We start from the raw sequence: 19,399 nt of genomic DNA, 5'->3' as shown, positions 1-19,399 counted from the left end.
TGACTTCTGAGGTAAGCGTCGGCCTTCCATTTGATCGGATTAATCGATCATAATTACGATAATAATCAATTTCCCCCCGAAACAGCCCGGGCGTATCGTGGTTCCCGTCACGTCCGCTCGGCAACCCGCCGGCCGGACAACCGAAGACAGGAGAGACGTCCATGACTGGCACCATGACTGGCAAATGTCCCGTGATGCATGGCGGCGTCACCGCCGCGGGCACCACCGTCACCAACTGGTGGCCCAATGCGCTGAACCTCGACATCCTGCACCAGCACGATGCCAAGACCGATCCACTCGGCCCGGGCTTCGACTATCGCGCGGAACTGCGCAAGCTCGACGTCGCCGCCCTGAAGGCTGATCTGAAGGCGCTGATGACCGACAGCCAGGACTGGTGGCCGGCCGACTGGGGCCATTACGGCGGCCTGATGATCCGCATGGCCTGGCATGCCGCCGGCTCGTATCGCATGGCCGACGGCCGCGGCGGCGGCGGCACCGGCAACCAGCGCTTCGCCCCACTGAATTCCTGGCCCGACAACGCCAATCTCGACAAGGCGCGCCGCCTGCTCTGGCCGATCAAGAAGAAATACGGCAACCGCATCAGCTGGGCCGACCTGATCATCCTGGCCGGCACCATCGCCTATGAATCGATGGGCCTGAAGACCTTCGGCTTCGGCTTCGGCCGCGAAGATATCTGGCACCCCGAAAAGGACATCTACTGGGGCGCCGAGAAGGAATGGCTCGGCTCGGAGCGTTATGACGGCGACGACCGCCAGTCGCTGGCCAATCCGCTGGCCGCCGTGCAGATGGGCCTGATCTACGTCAACCCCGAAGGCGTCAACGGCAAACCCGATCCGCTGAAGACGGCCCACGATGTGCGCCTCACCTTCGCCCGCATGGCGATGAACGACGAGGAGACCGTGGCGCTCACCGCCGGCGGCCACACCGTCGGCAAGGCCCATGGCAACGGCGACGCTGCCAAGCTGGGCCCCAGCCCGGAAGACGGCCCGGTGGAAGACCAGGGCCTGGGCTGGCTGAACAAGAGCAGCCGCGGCGTCGGGCGCGACACCGTCACCAGCGGCCTGGAAGGCGCCTGGACCACGCATCCCACGCGCTGGGACAACGGCTATTTCAAACTGCTGCTCGGCTACGAGTGGGAGCTGAAGAAAAGCCCGGCCGGCGCCTGGCAGTGGCAGCCCATCGGCATCAAGGAAGAAGACATGCCGGTGGATGTGGAGGATCCGAGCATCCGCCGCATGCCGATCATGACCGATGCCGACATGGCCATGAAGATGGACCCGGCCTACCGGAAAATCTCCGAGCGCTTCGCTGCCGACCAGGCCTATTTCTCCGAGGTCTTCGCCCGCGCCTGGTTCAAGCTGACCCACCGCGACATGGGCCCGAAGGTGCGTTACCTCGGCCCCGACGTGCCCAAGGAAGACCTGATCTGGCAGGACCCGGTGCCGGTGGGCCCCACGCAGTATGACATCGGCCATGTGAAGGCGCGCATCGCCGCCAGCGGGCTGAGCATTGCCGAGCTGGTGACCACCGCCTGGGACAGCGCGCGCACCTTCCGCGGCTCCGACATGCGCGGCGGCGCCAATGGCGCGCGCATCCGGCTGGCCCCGCAGAAGGACTGGGCCGGCAACGAGCCCAAACGGCTGGCCAAGGTGCTGGGTGTGCTGGAGGGCATCGCGCGCGACAGCGGCGCCAGCATCGCCGACGTGATCGTGCTGGCCGGCAATGTCGGCATCGAGCAGGCCGCAAAGGCCGCCGGCATCCACAACGTAACGGTGCCCTTTGCGCCCGGCCGCGGCGACGCATCTGAGGCGATGACCGACGCGGACTCCTTCTCGGTGCTGGAGCCGATCCATGACGGCTACCGCAACTGGCTGAAAGAGGATTACGCCGTCAGCCCGGAAGAGCTGATGCTCGACCGCACCCAGCTCATGGGGCTGACCGCGCCGGAGATGACCGTGCTGGTCGGCGGCCTGCGTGTGCTGGGCGCCAACCATGGCGGCGCCAGACATGGCGTGTTCACCGACCGCGTCGGCGCGCTGACGAACGATTTCTTCGTCAACCTGACCGACATGGCCAACACCTGGAAGCCCGCGGGCAAAAATCTCTACGAGATCCGCGACCGCAAAACCGGCCAGGTGAAATGGACCGCCACGCGCGTGGACCTGGTGTTCGGCTCGAACTCCATCCTGCGCGCCTACTCGGAAGTCTATGCCCAGGACGACGCGAAGGAGAAATTCGTGCGCGACTTCGTCGCCGCCTGGACCAAGGTGATGAACGCCGACCGCTTCGACCTGCAGTAACTGAAGGCCAAACCACCCTCCCCGGCGGCCGCCAAAGCTGCCGGGGATTTTTATAGGCCCCCGCCTTACGCTTTCTGGCGTACCAGCCGCCACAGGCCGACCAGCCCCAGCACGGGCCCCGGCGCCAGCAGCCACACCACCGACGCGCCCATGGCGGGCAGCATATGCGTGGCGAGTGCGATGGCGGCCAGCGTGATGGCGAAGCCGATGGCATTCTGGATCGCCAGCGCGCTGCCCACGGCCTCGGGCGGACAGGCGCGGCCCGAGAGCGCGGAGAATTGCGGCGAGTCCGCCACCACCGCCACGCCCCAGACCACCAGCAACACCAGCAGCAGCGCCGGCGCGGCGCTCGCCGCCAGAAACGGATAGGCCACGCACAGCGCACCCGATGTGGCCAGCGCCAAAGCCGCCACCCGCGCGCTGCCCCAGCGTGCGCTGACCACACCGCCGAGGATGCAGCCCAGCGTGCCGGCGCCGATCACGGCAAAACTGAGGCGCGAGACATCCGCCGGCGCCAGCCCCGGCGCAGCCAGCAGGATCAGGAAGGGCGTGAGAGTCCAGAAGGCATAGAGCTCCCACATATGGCCGAAATAGCCCAAAGCGGCCGAGCGGAAATCGGGGATGCGGAAGGCGCTCAGCACCGCGCCGGGGCTTAAACGCCTTGCAACGGCGGGCCGCGCCAGATGCGGCCCGTCGCCCAGCCGCAGCACCATAAGGCCGCCCAGCAAAGCCAGCGCCGAAGCCGCCAGCATCGCCGCTTGCCACGGCACGCCCGCGCCTAATCCTCGAATGCCATGCGGCAACGCCGTGCCGAGCGTGAGCATGCCCACCAGCAAGGCCAGCGTGCCGCCGGCCGCCCCTTTGGTCCAGCCGATCACCAGCTTCATGCCCAGCGGATAGATGCCGGCAAGAGCCAGACCGACGATGAAGCGCAGGGCCAGGGCGGCGGCATAACTCTGCCACACCAGCAGGAAGGCGGCATTGGCGATGGCGCCCAGCACACAGCAGGCAAACACGATGCGGCTGGCGGCAAAGCGGTCGGCCAGGCCGCTCAGCGCCATGGCCAGCGTGCCGGCGATGAAGCCGGCCTGCACGGCATTGGTGAGCCAGCCGATATCGCGCGCCGACAACGACAGCAGAGCCTGCAACTCGAAGGCGGCGGCATTGGAGGAAAACCAGAGCGTGGTGCCGAGAAACTCGGCCACCACGATCAGGGCGATGGCGTATTTTGCCGATACGGGGGGCGAAGGCGGGCTGGAGTCGGTCACCGCAACAGCCTAGCACCCCGGGCCTGCCGCGCTACATCGCCGATTCTGGGACCGGATGACATTTGCGGGAGCGGCGACATGACAGAGACCAGCAAGACCGGCGCATCATTGCAGCGCAGAAGCGACCAGTCCGATGCCGCGATGCCAAGAACCGGATATGGTCCATGAGAGGCTGGGCCGCCACGCGCGCGGACCCGGCCCTCAGCTCCAATTTCGTGCTGCGCGCCTATATGGAAGTTTAGGCCCACGACGACGCGAAGGAGAAATTCGTGCGCGACTTCGTCACCGCCACGTTATGACCGTTGACACCACGAGAGGCCCAAAGCGCTGAAGTGCCTCGGGTTCTCTCAATATGGGGAGCCCTCGCCACAATGTGACATTATTTGTGGTATCCGAAAATTTCTTTCAGAATTGGTAGAACAATCTCTCCATATGCAGCATTGAAATCCTGATCCTCTTCGTCGCCTTGATATAAAGGTTCTTGCGAAAATTTCTCATGCTTCGCTTCGCGCCAACCACTATCTCGGCAAGTATTTTTAAAAACGTTTGAATTGTAGTAGTTCAAATGAACATGCGATTCTTTTATGAGCATTGGAGTGACTACATAAATGAGAACAGGAATACCTTTCCCGATAATTTCCTCGTATCGCTCATAAAATTTTGACCGCAATTCCGTTAACTTCGGGTTTGTAATAAACTTCGCCTCAACAAGAACTGCCTCCTTTTTGCCAACCACACCTTTCTTTCGATTCACTGGCGTATTGGCATAATTCTTTGAAACAAGGAAATCAGGCCATCGGTCGATATGATTCTTGAAATTTTTGAGATGAGCCCCTGTCGCACCTTTATATTCCAGCGTCAGATATAAGGGGGCGGTTTGCTCGATGCCGACGGGCTCGACGCGATAGCCCAAAGCTTCAAAATGAATCTTACACACTGTCTCTCCCAACCCGCCTTTAATGCGATTCTGGAGCCAATCCTATTGACGTGTTGTCCACATCCTGCTTCTCCACTCTGCAAAGCCATGACAAAGAAACGTACAAGTCCTACAACTCAACCTAGGATCAAGAGTTGCCAACTTGATTTAGGGATATCTTTAACGGCCCGAACCTGATCGACTGCTATTCCTGCTTGATGGATTTTAAAATTTCTTCCATCCCTTGATCGCCAGAGTCCGCTTCCGCTGCACCTACGGTAAAGCGTTTCAAACCAAACACCTCGATTAATCCAGGATGAATTCGGAAACGAACTGCCTGAGGGTCGAAGCGAGTCTTAGGTTCTTTGTATTTAAAAACATATTCAGATCCGCCATAGCCCCGACCGCCCGGTCGGTAGAATCCAATCAGAGAAAATTCATATAGCTCTTGTAAAATCGTCTTCGCAGTTTCTTTCTGCTGGAAATCAGAATTGGCGTCATACTGCTTTTCAAAATCTGCAAATGTGAACTGCCAAACACCAATAGCACGCAAGAGCTCCACCAACTTTTCATAGTGAGGTAGGTGCTTGTGAATTTCATCATCAAGCTCATTGATTAAATACCCGCTGTACTCTGTGCGGGCATTATGCAAATCAATATTTTCAAACATCCCGGCCGAAACACTCCGACCTTTCTCGCGGGCCTGATATTGGCGAAGAACCGAGTTTGTGAATTTAATAATATCTCGCGGCCGCAAATACGTTCTGTCTAGTATGTGCTGGTACTTACTCTGATGTCCTGGCATTTCCTTCGTTTCATCGAACACGTCGTTCCAAGTTGGGTTACCTCCCATAACAACTTTGAATCGCTTCTCCATTAATGATTTTAAAGTTTTATTCGTACGTGGAGTGTCCCACTCGATTAACGATAAGAAATTCTCCGTGATTTTATTTTTGTCCTCAAAGTGCAAAGTTTCATAGATATCGTCGCGAAGAAAAACGGCTACGAACAAGTTCTTCTTCGCATTTCTAGCCGCAATATTGATATCTCTTGCAGCTAGCAAAAGGCCTATCAACCGATTCTTATAGTCGTCAGAGGTAGGATCGAACCCCAAGTCTAATTGATCAAAGCATATGTAGTACTCATTATCCGGATTGAGACACTTAATTGCGCAGTCTAGCAGATTAGAATTTAGCTCCTGAACGATAGCTGGCAGTTCGTTCATCGGGACGTTTTCAGGAGAAATGCCAGCTTTTAATATCTTCCAGTCTAAATCGAAGTGTGGCTTTAACTTTAGCGTCTTCGAAGGGGTGAAAATCTGAGTAACGTCAGGATCCCGTGTTCCATAAGTATCAACAATAAATTTTTCTACCTTCACCATTAGATCCATAGACACTTGATCGAACGGCAAAGAGTGATCGTAATTTAGGATTATTTTTGAAGCCGTGAGCAGGATGAGATATTTCCAGCTATGTGTGAATTTGTCGAAATTTGGAATTCCTGCGCGAGCCTGTAAATCATGATGGTGCCACGGATAGTCCGAGAAAGTATGTCCAAAGCAAAAATAATTGGAGCGCTTGGTTGTCAGCATTCTTTTAAATATTGCGGTCTTTCCACTGCCCTTTTTACCAACTACTAAGAAACGTGAGCGATCCGTTACGCCGGTGAATGCCTCATGATCTTCAAAACATTCCAACAAGAGATCATCATTATCAGCATCAACCGCGCCGAATGTATCTACTTGAATGAGTGTTTTCACTACTCTGGCCCCCGCCCTTGATGACTAGTTAGTTTCCGAACATGAAGCGGGCGTGTCCATATCAAATATGAACTCGATTAGCGGCGCCTACATTATTATGCGGTCCATCACCCACCGCACTGGCCGCGAGCCGCAGCACCTCGGCGTAACTCCCCCGCAGTTCCATCCGCTCAGCATAACCCTTCGCCAGCATCATGCGATGGGCCTGGCGTAAGCGCCAGCAGGGCACAAACAGCAGCAGGTGATGTTCGAGATGGTAGTTCACCCAGAATGGCGCCAGCAGCAGGCGCGTGAGTGGCCCGGCATTGGTCGTGCGCGTGTTGCGCAAGCTGTCGTCGTTGTCGGGCACCATGGCATGTTCGGCGATGTTGCGGATGCGGCTGACGAGCTGATACCAGGTGGCGAGTGGCAGCAGCCATAAAGCCGGATAGAGCCACCAGTATCCCAGCGCGGTCAGCAGGCCGAGCAGCGCGAGGTTGACAAGCGCCGCGCCGACGAGGCCGCCCTTCTCAAGCCGTTCCCATCTCTGGCGCCAGCTTAAGCCCGCCTTGCCCCAGGTGAGCATCACCTGTTCGCGCCGGCGGGTGAGCGCCGTGCGGCCGGTGAGGTCGCGGAGAATCTTGCGGCGCAGGCTTGAGCGCGAAATCGGGAATGGCGCGGAGAGCACAAGGTCGGGGTCGTCTTCCTGCTGGGTGAATCTGTGATGCTTCAGGTGATAGGGCCGGTAGAGATGCAGGTCGGTGATCACCGGATACGCGCAGAGCCACTGGCCGGCCAGTTCGTTGAAGCGCCGCGTGCGGAACAGCAGGCCATGGGCGGCATCGTGCATCAGGATGGCGAGCCCCAACTGCCGCCCGCCGATCACCATCACGGCAACGACAAACGTCGCCGGGTTGGGCCAGGCGGCAAACAAAGCCATGGCCAGGCCGATCAGCCCCCAGGCACAAAGCACCAGCCAGGCGCCCATGAGATCGGAGCGCGCGCTCAGGCGCCGGATTTCATCGGCTGAGAAAATGTCGGTGGCTTTGACTGTATTGCCCGCTGCCGGCGCACCCTCGCCCACGCCCCGCTCCCTCGTGTTTTAGAGTCTTTGGGCGGAGTGTAACGCGATGCCAGACACGCGTCATGGCCGGACTTGATCCGGCCATCCACGTCCCTTCGTCTGGAAAGTCGTGGATGCCCGGCACAAGGCCGGGCATGACGAAGTGGAGGAATGAGGACGGGTGTATGCGGGCGGTGCCCCGCTTCCACTCACCCCACAACCGTCATGCTCGGGCTTGGCCCAGGCCCCACCACCCCTCAGTCGTCATGCCCGGCCTTGTGCCGGGCATCCACGTCTTAAAAAAGAACTCGTGGATGGCCGGGCCAAGCCCGGCCATGACGTAACTAGAGGAGTGCCCGCCCCCTTGATTCCGACCCCTCGTTCCCTACATGTTCTGACGGGTCGCGCGACAGCCGTCTCCCGGATTATGGAAAACGCCATTTACGCAGAATCAATACCTTACCTATGCAAAACCATCGCAAAACGATTCAAACCGCATCCGAAACCGCGCAGCGAGACCGCGAAACGGCGCGCGCCAGCACCATGCAGCACAGCACCGTGCAGCACAGCGCCGCGCAGCGCGGATTACGCGTTGGCGCGGCCGAGCGGGCTGAGCCGGATGCCCTTGCGCAGGCGGCGGTATGGCAGGGTCTCGGCGCGCTCCACGAAGGCGCCGGGGCTTTCCACGTTCAGGATCTCGTGGGCGATGTCGGTGAAGTCGCCGCGGAAATGCACGGTGCTTTTCAGGCCCACGATCTGCCGCTCGCCCGGCTCGATGCCTAAATGCCGGAACATCTCCTTGTCGGCCGCCTGCACGCGCACGGAGTTCAGCACCACATCCACGCTGCCCCCCGGCGTCTTGCAGGTCAGGCGCGCCATGGGGCCGAGCGCCATGCGCGTACCCTTGTAGAACGGCCCGGTGCAGAGGAACCTGCCGTCGTTGAGTGCTGAGACGGTGAAGCGGTTGCGATAGGGCCTGGCGCCGTCGAAGTAACGCCCGCCGACCTGCAGCTCGATCTCGGCGCCCTGCCCGGCCTGGTGCGCGATGCGGGCGGCTTCGGGGTCGAACAGCAGGCCCAGCGTGGCATCGGGCACACCCTGCTCGATCAGCGCGGCGAGCAGCCCGGTGGTGTCCGAGGTCGCGCCGGTGCCGGCATTGTCCTGCACGTCGGCCAGAACCACCGACTTGCGCGCGCCGCCCTGGATCAGCCGGCGCGCCCGCTCGATGGCATCCACCGGCGAGAGCAGGTTCAGTTTGAACTCGGCCTCGCGTTCGGTGATGTGGCGGGCCAGATCGTCGGCGGCCTTGTCGGCGGCCTCCTGGCTGTCGGCATAGGCCACGATGGTCGGGCCGCATTCAGCGATGTCGGCCGGGTGGAAGCCGGGCGAGAACGAGAGTGAGCTGACCGCGCCGCGCTCCATATTGCTTAAGTTTTCGTAGATGCTCTTGCACGGTTCCAGGAAGGTGCATTGCGCGGTGAGCGGGATGAGGAACGGCACGCGGCGCAGGGCCTTCGCCTGCTTCGGCCGTTCGCCGCTCAGGCGCTTTTCCAGTTGCCGCGCCACCCGGCCGCCGGTCACCGCCATGTCCAGATGCGGATAGGTGCGGTAGGCGACCAGCAGGTCGCTGTGCCGCACCATGGCATCGGTCACGTTGGCATGCAGGTCCAGGCTCACCATCACCGGCAGGTCGGGGCCTACAGTCGCGCGCACGCGGCGCAGCAATTCGCCCTCGCCGTCCTCATGGCTTTCGGCCACCATCGCGCCGTGCAGGTCCAGATAGACGGCGTCGATCCGGCCCTTCAGCCTCGATAGGCCGTCGGTGATTTTCTTGGCCACGAAGTCGAAGGCTTCGTCGGTGACATAGCTGCTCGGCTGCGCCGCCGCCCAGACGATGGGCTCCAGCGCCCAGCCCTTGGCCTTGGCCGAAGTGATGAAGCCGCCGATGGGAATGTTCATCGGCTCGAACACCTCGAAGATCGCCTTGCCCTCGGTCAGCGGCGGCCAGCCCTCGCCCTCGACGAACTTGTCCAGCGTCGCCTTCTGCGGCGCGAAGGTATTGGTCTCGTGCTGGAAGCCGGCAATGGCGATGGTATAGGTCATGGGGGGCTCGCTTGGTTTTTTCAACGCGTCATGGCCGGGCTTGGCCCGGCCATCCACGTTTTCCTTTTTTTAAAAAACTCGTGGATGCCCGGGCCAAGCCCGGGCATGACGATCAGGATTGAGGTCTTCAGATGTCCGCGTATTCGTGGGTCTCGGCCTTGCCGCCGGGATGGGTCACGGCGCCGTCATGGGCGTCGCCCACGGTCTGGGCGTATTTCCACAGCGCACCCGACTGGTAGTCGGTCTTGCGCGGCTTCCACTTCTTCTTCCGCGCCGCCATCTCCTTGGCCGAGACGTCGACACTTAAGATTCCCTTCACCGCGTCGATGGTGATGATGTCGCCGTTCTTGATCAGGCCGATCGGCCCGCCGACCGCCGCTTCCGGCCCGACATGGCCGACGCAGAAGCCGCGCGTGCCGCCCGAGAAACGACCGTCGGTGATCAGCGCCACCTTCTCGCCCATGCCCTGGCCATAGATGGCCGAGGTGGTGGAGAGCATCTCGCGCATGCCCGGGCCGCCCTTGGGGCCTTCGTAGCGGATGACGATCACGTCGCCTTCCTTGTACTTCTTGGCCTGCACGGCCTCGAAGGCGGCCTCCTCGCTGTCGAACACGCGGGCCGGGCCCACATGCTTCAGCCGCGCCATGCCCGCCACCTTCACGATGGCGCCGCGCGGGGCGAGGTTGCCCTTCAGGCCAACCACGCCGCCGGTCGGCGTGATCGGGTTGGTGATCGGGCGCACCACGTCCTGGTTCTTGGGGAATTTCACGCCCTTCAGGTTCTGCTCGATGGTCTTGCCGGTCACGGTCAGGCAGTCGCCGTGGATATAGCCGCCCTTGAACAGCTCGTTGATCACCACCTGCACGCCGCCGATCTCGTACATGTCCTTGGCGACATAACGCCCGCCGGGCTTGAGGTCGGCGATATAGGGCGTGGACTTGAAGATCTTGGCCACGTCGTCCAGATCGAACTTGATGCCGGCCTCATGCGCGATGGCGGGCAAATGCAGCGCGGCATTGGTCGAGCCGCCGGTGGCGGCCACAACGCGGGCGGCATTCTCCAGCGACTTGCGCGTGACGATGTCGCGCGGGCGGATGCCCAGCTTGATCAACTCCATGATCTGCTTGCCCGAGGCCTCGGCATACTGGTCGCGGGTCTCGTAGGGCGCCGGGGCCCCGGCCGAACCCGGAATGGCCAGGCCGATGGCTTCCGACACGCAGGCCATGGTGTTGGCGGTGAACTGGCCGCCGCAGGAGCCGGCCGAGGGGCAGGCCACGCATTCCAGCTCGTGCAGGTCCTTGGCGTTCATCTTGCCGGCGGCATGCTGGCCCACGGCCTCGAACACGTCCACCACGGTCACGTCGCGGCCGCGGAAGCGGCCGGGCAGGATCGAGCCGCCATACATGAAGATGGAGGGCACGTTCAGGCGCACCATAGCCATCATCAGGCCGGGCAGCGACTTGTCGCAGCCGGCCAGGCCCACCAGGGCGTCGTAGCAATGGCCGCGCACGGTCAGCTCGGTGGAATCCGCAATCGCCTCGCGGCTGACCAGCGACGACTTCATGCCCTGGTGGCCCATGGCGATGCCGTCGGTGACGGTGATGGTGGTGAATTCGCGTGGCGTGCCGCCGGCGGCCTTCACGCCCTTCTTCACCGCCTGCGCCTGGCGGCCCAGCGTGATGTTGCAGGGCGCGGCCTCGTTCCAGGTGGTGACCACGCCGACGAAGGGCTGGTTGATCTCGGCCTCTGTCAGGCCCATGGCGTAGTAATAGCTGCGGTGCGGGGCGCGCTCGGGGCCCACCGTCACATGCCGGCTCGGCAGATTGGACTTGTCGAATTTTCCGCCCTTCATCACGGCGCCCGTGCGCTTTTTCGCCGGGGCTTTCTTGGTCTTGGTGGTCATTGGCTGATCCCGTCCCTTGGCATGGTAAAAACCGGACACGGAGCATAGCCAGCGGGCCAGCGGCGGGCCAGAGCCTAGGGTTGAAGAAATTTACCGCTCTTTAAGATTTCTTAATGATCCTTTGACAAGGATCGCAGCATGGGCATGCAGGCCGAGATCGTCGTTCCCCGCTATGTCGTCCTCACCCGGATGGCCGATAGCTGGATTCCGCGCGCCTCGCTGAGTTCCGCCGACAGCGCCGAGGCCGAAGCCTTCCGCTGGCGCCGCATCTACGGCCCCGCCCGCACCCGCGTCGCCGAATACCTGATCCCCGAGCGGCCGGCGCCCGAAACTGCGGAAAGTCCGGTTTTGCCGGCAACCGCCCCGCGCCTGGCGCAGATCGCCGCCATCGCCCCGCCCATCGGCTGGTACGACGCCGCCCTGCGCGCGCTGGCGCTGTATCTGGGCTTCGGCTTCGCCAACCGCGCGATGGAACTGCTCATCCTCCTCGCCGCGCGCTAGTTTCGGGCTTCTTCCGCTTCCGGTAGACTCCGGGCAAAACCGCCGCCTCCCGAGTCCCGTCATGCTGTCCGTCGTTCTCGCCATCGTGCCCATCTTTCTGCTGATCGCCATCGGCGGCGCGATGAAACGCGGCAATTTCCCGGGCGACGCCTTCTGGCCGCTGGCCGACAAGGTCACCTATTTCATTTTCTTCCCGGCCTTGCTGGTCGACAACCTGAGCAGCGCCAAACTGGGCGATTTCGACCCCAGCGGCATGCTGGGCGCGCTGTTTGCCGCCCTGCTGCTGCAGGCCGGGCTGGTCTATGCGCTGCGGCCACTGGCCAAGGTGAACGGCCCGGGATTCACCTCGATCTTCCAGGGCGCGGTGCGCTTCAACACCTTCGTCGGCCTGGGCGCCGTGGCGGCGCTGGAAGGCGGCGCCGGCATCACGCTGTTTGCCGTGGCCATCGCCCTGGCGATCCCGACCATCAATGTGATGTGCGTGCTGACGCTGGCGCGTTACGGCGATCACGGCCAGAGCACCAGCTTCAGGGGCCAGGTGATGTTCCTGGTCAAGAACCCGCTGATCATCGCCTGCGTGACCGGCATTCTGATGAACGTGTCCGATCTTTCCCTGCCACGCGGCATCGAGCCGGTGTTCAAGATGCTGGGCAGCATGGCCGCCCCAATGGGTCTGCTGACCGTGGGTGCCGGGCTGCAATGGGAAGCGGCGAAGAACGCCGGACGCGCCGTGGGCATCGCCTGTGCGCTGAAGCTGATGGTTTATCCCGTGGTGCTATTCGGCCTCAGCCGGCTATGGGGCCTGGGTCCGCTGGAAACCAAGGTGCTGGTGCTGTGGGGCACCATGCCGACGGCCAGCGCCAGCTACATCCTTGCCCGCCAGATGGGCGGCGACGCGCCGATGGCGGCCGCCATCGTGACCGCCAGCACGCTGCTGGCCTTCGTGACCGTACCGCTGTTCATGCTGATGGTAGGCGTCTAGCCCGACTACTTTTTCGGAAAATCGAGACCCATGGCCTCGTAGCGCTCGGGGTCGTCGCCCCAGTCCTCGCGCACCTTGACGAACAGGAACAGGTGCACGCGGCGTTCGAACTGCTCTTCCATGATCTTGCGGGCGAAGGCGCCGATGCGCTTGATCATCTGGCCGCCCTCGCCCAGCACGATCTTCTTCTGCCCCTCGCGCTCGACATAGATCACCTGGTCGATGCGGGCGGAGCCATCCTTCTGGTCCTTCCAGTTCTCGGTCTCGACCGTGATCGCATAGGGCAGTTCGTCATGCAGGCTGCGATAGACCTGTTCGCGGGTGATCTCGGCGGCCAGGAAACGCATCGGCACATCGGCCAACTGATCCTCCGGATAGAGCCACGGACCCTCCGGCATGCGGCCGGCAAGGTCGCGCAGAACATCGTCGACCCCAGTGCCCTTCTCTGCCGAAATCATGAAGGTGCGTTCGAACGGGAACGCATCGTTCACGGCTTTGGCCAGGCCGAGCAGCTTTTCGCGCGGGACTGCGTCCACCTTGTTCAGCGCCAGCAGGACATGCCCGCGCTTGCGCTCCTTGAGTGCATCGACGATCGCCCGGCTCTCATCGTCGAAGCCGCGTTCCGCATCGACCAAAAGCAGCACGGCATCGGCATCGTCCACGCCGCTCCAGGCCGCGTTCACCATGGCGCGGTCAAGCCGACGTTTCGGCGTGAAGATGCCTGGCGTGTCGAGGAAGATCACCTGCGCATCGCCCTGCACGGCAATGGCGGTGATACGCGCCCGCGTGGTCTGCACCTTCTTGGAGACGATCGAAACCTTCGCGCCGACCAAACGGTTCAGCAACGTGGACTTGCCGGCATTCGGCGCGCCAATGATGGCGACATAGCCGCAATGCGGCGCCGCCGGGGTACTGGAACTGGCTTCGCTCATTTCTTTCCGTTCTCAAGCCGGCCCAACAGGCGACCGGCCGCTTCCTGTTCGGCGGCGCGCTTCGACCCGCCCTGTCCGCTTTCGGGCTCGCCGCTGCCCAGCCGGACTGCCACGGTGAACAGCGGCTCGTGCGGCGGACCTTCCTGGCTGACCACATCGTATTTCGGCGCCGACATGCCGCGCGCCGCAGCCCATTCCTGCAAAGCCGTTTTCGGATCCTTCGCCGCGCCGCCGGTGACTTCATCCAGCATGGGGATCATATAGCGCCGCACGAATTTCTCGGCCACCTTAAGGCCACCATCCAGGTAGAGAGCCGCCACCACGGCCTCGCAGGCATCGGCCAGGATGGCCGGTTTGCCGGCGCCGCCGGAATCGCGTTCCGAACGCGAGAGCTGTATGAAATCCCCCAGACCCAGAGACTGCGCGAAGCGCGCCAGGCTGTCCTGCTTGACCAGCGCGTTGTAACGCAGGGCCAGTTCGCCGGCCTCGGCCTGCGGGAAACGTTCAGCCAGCAGCGTTGCCACCACCAGGCCCAGCACGCGGTCGCCAATGAATTCGAGGCGATTATAATCGCGCGTCAGCGATGTATCGGCCGCCGCTTTCTGCCGCGCCGATTTGGCTCGGCTACGGCGTGGATTGGCGGAAGGATGCACCAGCGCCTCTTCCAGCAGCTTGGGATCGGCAAACTTGTGGCCGAGCGTCTGCTGCAATGTCTCGAGCGAAGATTTCCGGGAGTCTGCCGTCACGCCCGCCTCAGTCGATGCCCGTGAACATCCGGTTCCAGCGCAGGGCGCTGAACCACGTCCACGGCTTCAACAGCGAGGCCGAGGGTTCGATCGAAATCCAGCGCACCTCCGCGCGGCCGATCAGGTGATCCGCCGGCACATAGCCGACGCCACCGATCTCAAGCGCCACCCGGCTGTCCTGAGAATTGTCGCGGTTATCGCCCATCATGAAATAATGCCCTGGCGGCACGGTGTAGACGCCGGTATTGTCGCTGGAACTGTAGGCATAAAGGTCCAGCGTACGATAGGTGACGGCAGGATTCCGGCCATCGCCGGGGAGAGTCTCTTCCCATTGCTGGTTGCGCTCAACCAGATTGCCGAAGCGGTCGCGACGTTCAAAATCCTCGACCCGGCGCCGCTTCACCGCTTCTCCGTTCAGGAACAGCATGCCTTCACGCATCTGGATGCGGTCGCCGGGCAGGCCTACCACACGTTTGATGTAGTCAACTGACGGATCATGCGGCCAGCGGAACACAACCACGTCGCCGCGCTTGGGTTCGGAGCCCAGGATGCGACCCTCGAACAGCGGCGGGCTGAACAGCAGGGAATACTTGCTGTAGCCATAGGCGTATTTCGAGACGAAGACATAATCGCCGACCAGCAGGGTGGGCAGCATGGACTCGGACGGGATGTGGAATGGCTCGTAAGCGACGGTGCGGATGCCAAGGGCGATCAGCACGGCATAAACCAGGGTGCGGAGGCTGTCCCAGAGTTCTCCGCCACGCGTTTTCGGCTTAGCCACCGCCTGCTCCTGATTCATATAAATCAATCCCTTATGACCGTTTTTACCCCCGGCCGGGGTGCATCAAGCCGGCAACCGGCCGGCAAAGTCAAGCGTTGGGTCCGGTCGGCAATCCGGGGGTAATATCGGTCTGGCGGTGATGATGACAATGGCCTGGGCGAGCGGCGGTTCGTCGGTCAGGGAGACGTCGATCTGGGCCTCGTGGCCGGGCGGCAGCAGGCTCTGGAGCCGGAGCAGGGCCCCGCCGGTCAGGGCCATGGAAGGTTTGCCACTGCGCAGGTTCACCACACCCATGTCCCGCCAGAACACCCCCTTGCGAAAGCCGGTGCCCAGTGCCTTGGAACAGGCCTCCTTGGCGGCGAAACGCTTGGCGTAGGATTCGATCCGGGTACGCTGGCGACGCTCGGATCGCGCTTTCTCGACCGGCGTAAAGATACGGTCGAGAAAGCGGTCGCCGAAGCGCTCGATGGTCCGCTCGATACGGCGGATGTCGATCAGGTCTGAACCAAGGCCGATGATCATCGTGCCATCACTCAAGCCGTGCGGCCGGTGACGCCACGCGCATCGTTCATCAGGGCCCGCATGCGGCGTATCGCGCTGTCGAGGCCGCTGAAGATCGCCTCGCCGATCAGGAAATGGCCGATATTGAGTTCAACGATGGTCGGGATCGCCGCGACAGGCACCACCGTATCGAAACTCAGGCCGTGCCCGGCATGGCATTCCAGACCGATGGCCTCGGCATGGGCCGCTGCCTTCCTGATGCGCTGCAATTCGGCAGCCTGTGCTTCGCCCTCGGTCTCGCAATAACGGCCCGTATGGAGTTCCACGACCGGTGCACCAAGCTTTTTTGCGGCATCGAGCTGACGTTCGGATGGCTCGATGAACAAGGAAACGCGACTGCCGGCGGCCGACAGCTTATCGATCATCGGCGCCAGATGATCGAACTGGCCGACGGCATCGAGACCGCCCTCGGTGGTGCGCTCCTCGCGGCGCTCGGGCACGATGCAGCAGGCATGCGGCCGGTGGCGCAGCGCAATCGCCAGCATCTCTTCGGTGGCGGCCATTTCGAGATTCAGAGGCAGGTCGATCTCGGCCATCAGCCGGTCGATATCGCTGTCCGAGATGTGACGGCGGTCTTCGCGCAGATGGGCAGTGATGCCATCAGCGCCCGCAGCCGCAGCCTGCTTGGCAGCACGCACCGGATCGGGATGGCGTCCGCCACGCGCGTTGCGGATGGTGGCGACGTGATCGATGTTTACGCCCAGACGCAGGATACGTGCAGTCATCGTCGCCCTCTCCTCAGCCAATCAGGTCAACCCGCGCGAACCGGGCTTTATGGCTGGAATCTTCTGCAGTTCCGGCGGCAGTTCGTCATCGCGGTAGGCCGGCACCTTGAAACCGCAGAGCGCAAAAAGCGGGACACCGAGATCGACTTCGCCGTCAGACCGATCGACGATGCAAGAGGCTGCCACAGTAACGCCGCCATTAGCCGTGATGCAATCGATGCATTCGCGGCTGGATTTTCCTGTGGTGACGACATCCTCAGCCATCAGCACGCGGGCTCCCTTCGGAATATCGAAGCCGCGGCGCAGGGCGAATTTCCCATCGACCCGCTCGGTGAAGATGGCGGGCACACCAAGCTGGCGGGCCAGTTCATAACCCACGACCACGCCGCCCATGGCCGGCGAGCAGACGAGGTCAACCGGCTTGGGGCCCAGCTTGGCGCGGATCGCATCGGCCAATGCCCTGCACAGCGCTTCGGCGCGCTCGGGGTGCATCAGCACACGGGCCGACTGCATGTAGACCGGGCTGTGCAGGCCGGATGTGAGCAGGAAATGGCCTTCTAGCAGCGCACCGGATTCCCGGTAATGCCGTAGCACGTCGTCGCGATTCATGATCCCCCGTCTATCTTCATATTGCATCATCCCTTGGCGCGCTCCACCGAACTGATGCTCGGCGTGGCGCGCAAGGCAGCGATGATGTTGGTCAGGTGTTTCACGTCGCGCACCTCGATATCGACGAACATCTCGAAGAATTCGGGGCTGCGATTGGTGATCTTGAGGTTGGTGATGTTACCCTTGTGCTTGGCGATCACGGTGGTGACGGCACTGAGCGCGCCGGGTTCGTTGTTGATCACCAGGCTGACCCTGCCGACATGACCAAGAGCCTTATCGCCATCCGATGGCGCATCCCACGCCAGATCGAGCCAGCGCTCGGGTTGTTCTGCGAACTGCTCCAACGCATCGCAGTCGATGGTGTGAATCGTAACGCCCTTGCCCGTGGTCACGATGCCCACGATGCGGTCGCCAGGCAGCGGGTGGCAGCAGCCGGCAAAATGCATCGCCATACCGGGAATCAGGCCGCGGATCGGGATCCCGCCGCCCTTGCCGTGATCGGTGCGGTGCGACCGGGGGAGCGGCGGCGCCTTCTCGGCCTCGTCCTGCTTCTGGCCCGGGAAGACGATGTTCAGCACCTGGCGCGCGGTGATGTTACCCTCACCGACGCCAACGAAGACATCATCCGCCGAACGCAGCTTCAGCACCTTCACCGCTGGTTCCAGGGCTTTTTCCGAAGCGGTGGCATCATGCTCGCGGAACGCCTTGACCAGGATCGCCTTGCCCAGTTCGTGATACTGGCCACGCTGCTGCTGGCGGATAAAGCGGTTGATGCAGGACTTGGCGCGGCCTGACTTGACGAAATTCAGCCAGGTCGGGTTCGGGGCCGGCACCTTGGAGCGCAGGATCTCCACCTGATCACCGTTGCGCAGCACCGTGCGCAACGGCACCACGCGGCCATTCACCTTGGCCCCAACGGCGGTATCACCCACATCGGAATGCACGGCGTAGGCGAAATCGACCACAGTGGCATCACGCGGCAGGGCAATCAGGTCGCCCTTGGGCGTGAAGCAGAAGACCTGGTCCTGGAACATGTTGAGCTTGGTATGCTCAAGGAATTCTTCCGGATCGGAGGTCTGCTCCAGGATCTCCAGCAACTCGCGCAGCCAGCGGTATTGGCGCGCCTCGGCTTCCGGCGCGGCCTGACCGTTCTGCTTGTACTGCCAATGCGCCGCCACGCCCAGGTCGGCTATGTCGTGCATTTCCTGGGTGCGGATCTGGATTTCGATACGCTTGTTCTCCGGGCCGATCACCGTGGTGTGCAGACTGCGATAGCCGTTCTGCTTCGGCGTGGAGATGTAATCCTTGAAGCGGCCAGGCACCGAAGGCCAAGTTTGGTGCGCGATGCCAAGCGCGTGATAACAGGCGGCAAGATCGCGCACCACGATGCGGAAAGCCATGATGTCGGAGAGTTGCTCGAACGCAATGTTCTTGCGCTGCATTTTCTCCCAGATGGAGAAAGGCCGCTTCTCGCGCCCCGATACCCAGGCCTCGATACCGTTTTCCGCCAGCGTCCGCTTCAGCTTGTCGCTGATGCGGTCGACCAGGCTGCCGCCCTCGTTACGCAACTGATCCAGTCGCGCGATGATAGAGGCACGCGCATCGCCATTCAGTTCCGCAAAAGCCAGATCTTCCAACTCTTCCTTCAGATCCTGCATGCCGATGCGATCGGCCAGCGGGACGAAGATTTCCATGGTCTCCTTGGCGATGCGCCGGCGCTTGTCGGGGGTCTTGATGAAATGCAGCGTGCGCATGTTGTGCAGCCGGTCGGCCAGCTTGACCAGAAGCACGCGGATGTCGTTCGACATCGCCAGTAGCAGCTTGCGGAAATTCTCGGCCTGACGGGTGCGGTCGGATTGCAGTTCGATGCGCGAAAGCTTTGTGACGCCGTCTACCAGGCGCAGCACATCGCGACCGAAATTCTTCTCGATCTCGTCTGGCGTTGCGACGGTATCTTCGAGCGTATCGTGCAGCAGGCCGGTGGCAATGGCCGTGCTGTCCAGTTTCATGCCGGCCAGGATGCCGGCCACCTCGACGGGATGCGAAAAATACGGGTCGCCCGAGGCGCGCTTCTGCGCCCCGTGGGCTTTCATGGAGAATACGTAGGCACGGTTCAGCAGGTCCTCATCCGCCGCGGGATCGTAGGCGAGGACCTTCTCTAACAGCTCAACCTGGCGCATGACACGCGGACGCATCATCCCTGCCCCGTTCTCCGCCTCCGGCAAACGGTTGTACATAAACAGTAATTTT

Annotated in this window: 16 protein-coding genes; 3 read left to right on the top strand and 13 right to left on the bottom strand. The window is 62.0% G+C overall.

The window, feature by feature from the left end:
• The first annotated feature begins 161 nt into the window (after positions 1 to 161).
• Positions 162 to 2,321: a catalase/peroxidase HPI gene (gene katG / locus ACK4FK_RS09595; protein ID WP_409744454.1), complete on the top strand. Its 2,160-nt coding sequence runs from the start codon at positions 162 to 164 to the stop codon at positions 2,319 to 2,321.
• 65 nt (positions 2,322 to 2,386) lie between these two features.
• Here katG and ACK4FK_RS09590 read toward each other — a convergent pair whose 3' ends face one another.
• The 6 genes from ACK4FK_RS09590 to ilvD all read right to left on the bottom strand — a co-directional run bounded on the left by ACK4FK_RS09590 (position 2,387) and on the right by ilvD (position 11,261).
• Positions 2,387 to 3,589 carry an MFS transporter gene (locus ACK4FK_RS09590; RefSeq protein WP_409744451.1) on the bottom strand — a complete coding sequence of 401 codons (1,203 nt, stop codon included), beginning with the start codon at positions 3,587 to 3,589 and terminating at the stop codon, positions 2,387 to 2,389.
• Between the two features lie 379 nt (positions 3,590 to 3,968).
• Entirely contained in the window at positions 3,969 to 4,526 is a 558-nt protein-coding gene (locus ACK4FK_RS09585; protein ID WP_409744448.1) for a hypothetical protein, read from the bottom strand.
• Positions 4,527 to 4,710: 184 nt separating this feature from the next.
• On the bottom strand, positions 4,711 to 6,264 hold the full coding sequence (locus tag ACK4FK_RS09580) for a P-loop ATPase, Sll1717 family (RefSeq protein ID WP_409744445.1): 1,554 nt from the start codon (positions 6,262 to 6,264) through the stop codon (positions 4,711 to 4,713).
• 61 nt (positions 6,265 to 6,325) lie between these two features.
• The gene (locus tag ACK4FK_RS09575) at positions 6,326 to 7,327 is read right to left on the bottom strand and encodes a fatty acid desaturase family protein (RefSeq protein ID WP_409744443.1); all 1,002 of its coding nucleotides are present in this window, start codon (positions 7,325 to 7,327) and stop codon (positions 6,326 to 6,328) included.
• A gap of 564 nt (positions 7,328 to 7,891) precedes the next feature.
• Positions 7,892 to 9,409, bottom strand: a complete 1,518-nt coding sequence (locus tag ACK4FK_RS09570) for a M81 family metallopeptidase (RefSeq protein WP_409744440.1) — start codon at positions 9,407 to 9,409, stop codon at positions 7,892 to 7,894.
• A gap of 127 nt (positions 9,410 to 9,536) precedes the next feature.
• A complete protein-coding gene (gene ilvD, locus ACK4FK_RS09565; RefSeq protein ID WP_409745014.1) occupies positions 9,537 to 11,261 on the bottom strand; it encodes a dihydroxy-acid dehydratase in 1,725 nt (574 codons plus the stop codon).
• 189 nt (positions 11,262 to 11,450) lie between these two features.
• On the opposite strand from ilvD, the gene ACK4FK_RS09560 reads away from it, so the two are divergent.
• The gene (locus tag ACK4FK_RS09560) at positions 11,451 to 11,813 is read left to right on the top strand and encodes a hypothetical protein (RefSeq protein WP_409744437.1); all 363 of its coding nucleotides are present in this window, start codon (positions 11,451 to 11,453) and stop codon (positions 11,811 to 11,813) included.
• 61 nt (positions 11,814 to 11,874) lie between these two features.
• The gene (locus ACK4FK_RS09555; RefSeq protein WP_409744434.1) at positions 11,875 to 12,795 is read left to right on the top strand and encodes an AEC family transporter; all 921 of its coding nucleotides are present in this window, start codon (positions 11,875 to 11,877) and stop codon (positions 12,793 to 12,795) included.
• Positions 12,796 to 12,800: 5 nt separating this feature from the next.
• Here ACK4FK_RS09555 and era read toward each other — a convergent pair whose 3' ends face one another.
• Genes era through ACK4FK_RS09520 form a run of 7 tightly spaced genes read right to left on the bottom strand, consistent with a single transcriptional unit; the run spans position 12,801 to position 19,347 of the window.
• The gene (gene era, locus ACK4FK_RS09550) at positions 12,801 to 13,727 is read right to left on the bottom strand and encodes a GTPase Era (protein ID WP_409744431.1); all 927 of its coding nucleotides are present in this window, start codon (positions 13,725 to 13,727) and stop codon (positions 12,801 to 12,803) included.
• Entirely contained in the window at positions 13,724 to 14,473 is a 750-nt protein-coding gene (gene rnc / locus ACK4FK_RS09545; RefSeq protein WP_409744428.1) for a ribonuclease III, read from the bottom strand. The genes era and rnc overlap by 4 nt, the downstream gene beginning before the upstream one ends.
• A 7-nt stretch (positions 14,474 to 14,480) precedes the next feature.
• Entirely contained in the window at positions 14,481 to 15,272 is a 792-nt protein-coding gene (gene lepB, locus ACK4FK_RS09540) for a signal peptidase I (RefSeq protein ID WP_409744425.1), read from the bottom strand.
• A 45-nt stretch (positions 15,273 to 15,317) separates the two neighbouring features.
• Complete coding sequence (acpS, locus tag ACK4FK_RS09535; protein WP_409744422.1) at positions 15,318 to 15,776, bottom strand: holo-ACP synthase; 459 nt, start codon at positions 15,774 to 15,776, stop codon at positions 15,318 to 15,320.
• Positions 15,777 to 15,787: 11 nt separating this feature from the next.
• Complete coding sequence (locus tag ACK4FK_RS09530) at positions 15,788 to 16,540, bottom strand: pyridoxine 5'-phosphate synthase (RefSeq protein WP_409744419.1); 753 nt, start codon at positions 16,538 to 16,540, stop codon at positions 15,788 to 15,790.
• 21 nt (positions 16,541 to 16,561) lie between these two features.
• Entirely contained in the window at positions 16,562 to 17,149 is a 588-nt protein-coding gene (pyrE, locus tag ACK4FK_RS09525; RefSeq protein WP_409744417.1) for an orotate phosphoribosyltransferase, read from the bottom strand.
• 26 nt (positions 17,150 to 17,175) lie between these two features.
• The gene (locus tag ACK4FK_RS09520) at positions 17,176 to 19,347 is read right to left on the bottom strand and encodes a RelA/SpoT family protein (RefSeq protein ID WP_409744414.1); all 2,172 of its coding nucleotides are present in this window, start codon (positions 19,345 to 19,347) and stop codon (positions 17,176 to 17,178) included.
• Positions 19,348 to 19,399: the final 52 nt, after the last annotated feature.

Origin of the sequence: Ferrovibrio sp., assembly GCF_046297895.1 — a bacterium.
In the GTDB taxonomy this organism is placed as follows: domain Bacteria; phylum Pseudomonadota; class Alphaproteobacteria; order Ferrovibrionales; family Ferrovibrionaceae; genus Ferrovibrio.
This window is presented reverse-complemented; position numbering and strand designations above follow the sequence as displayed.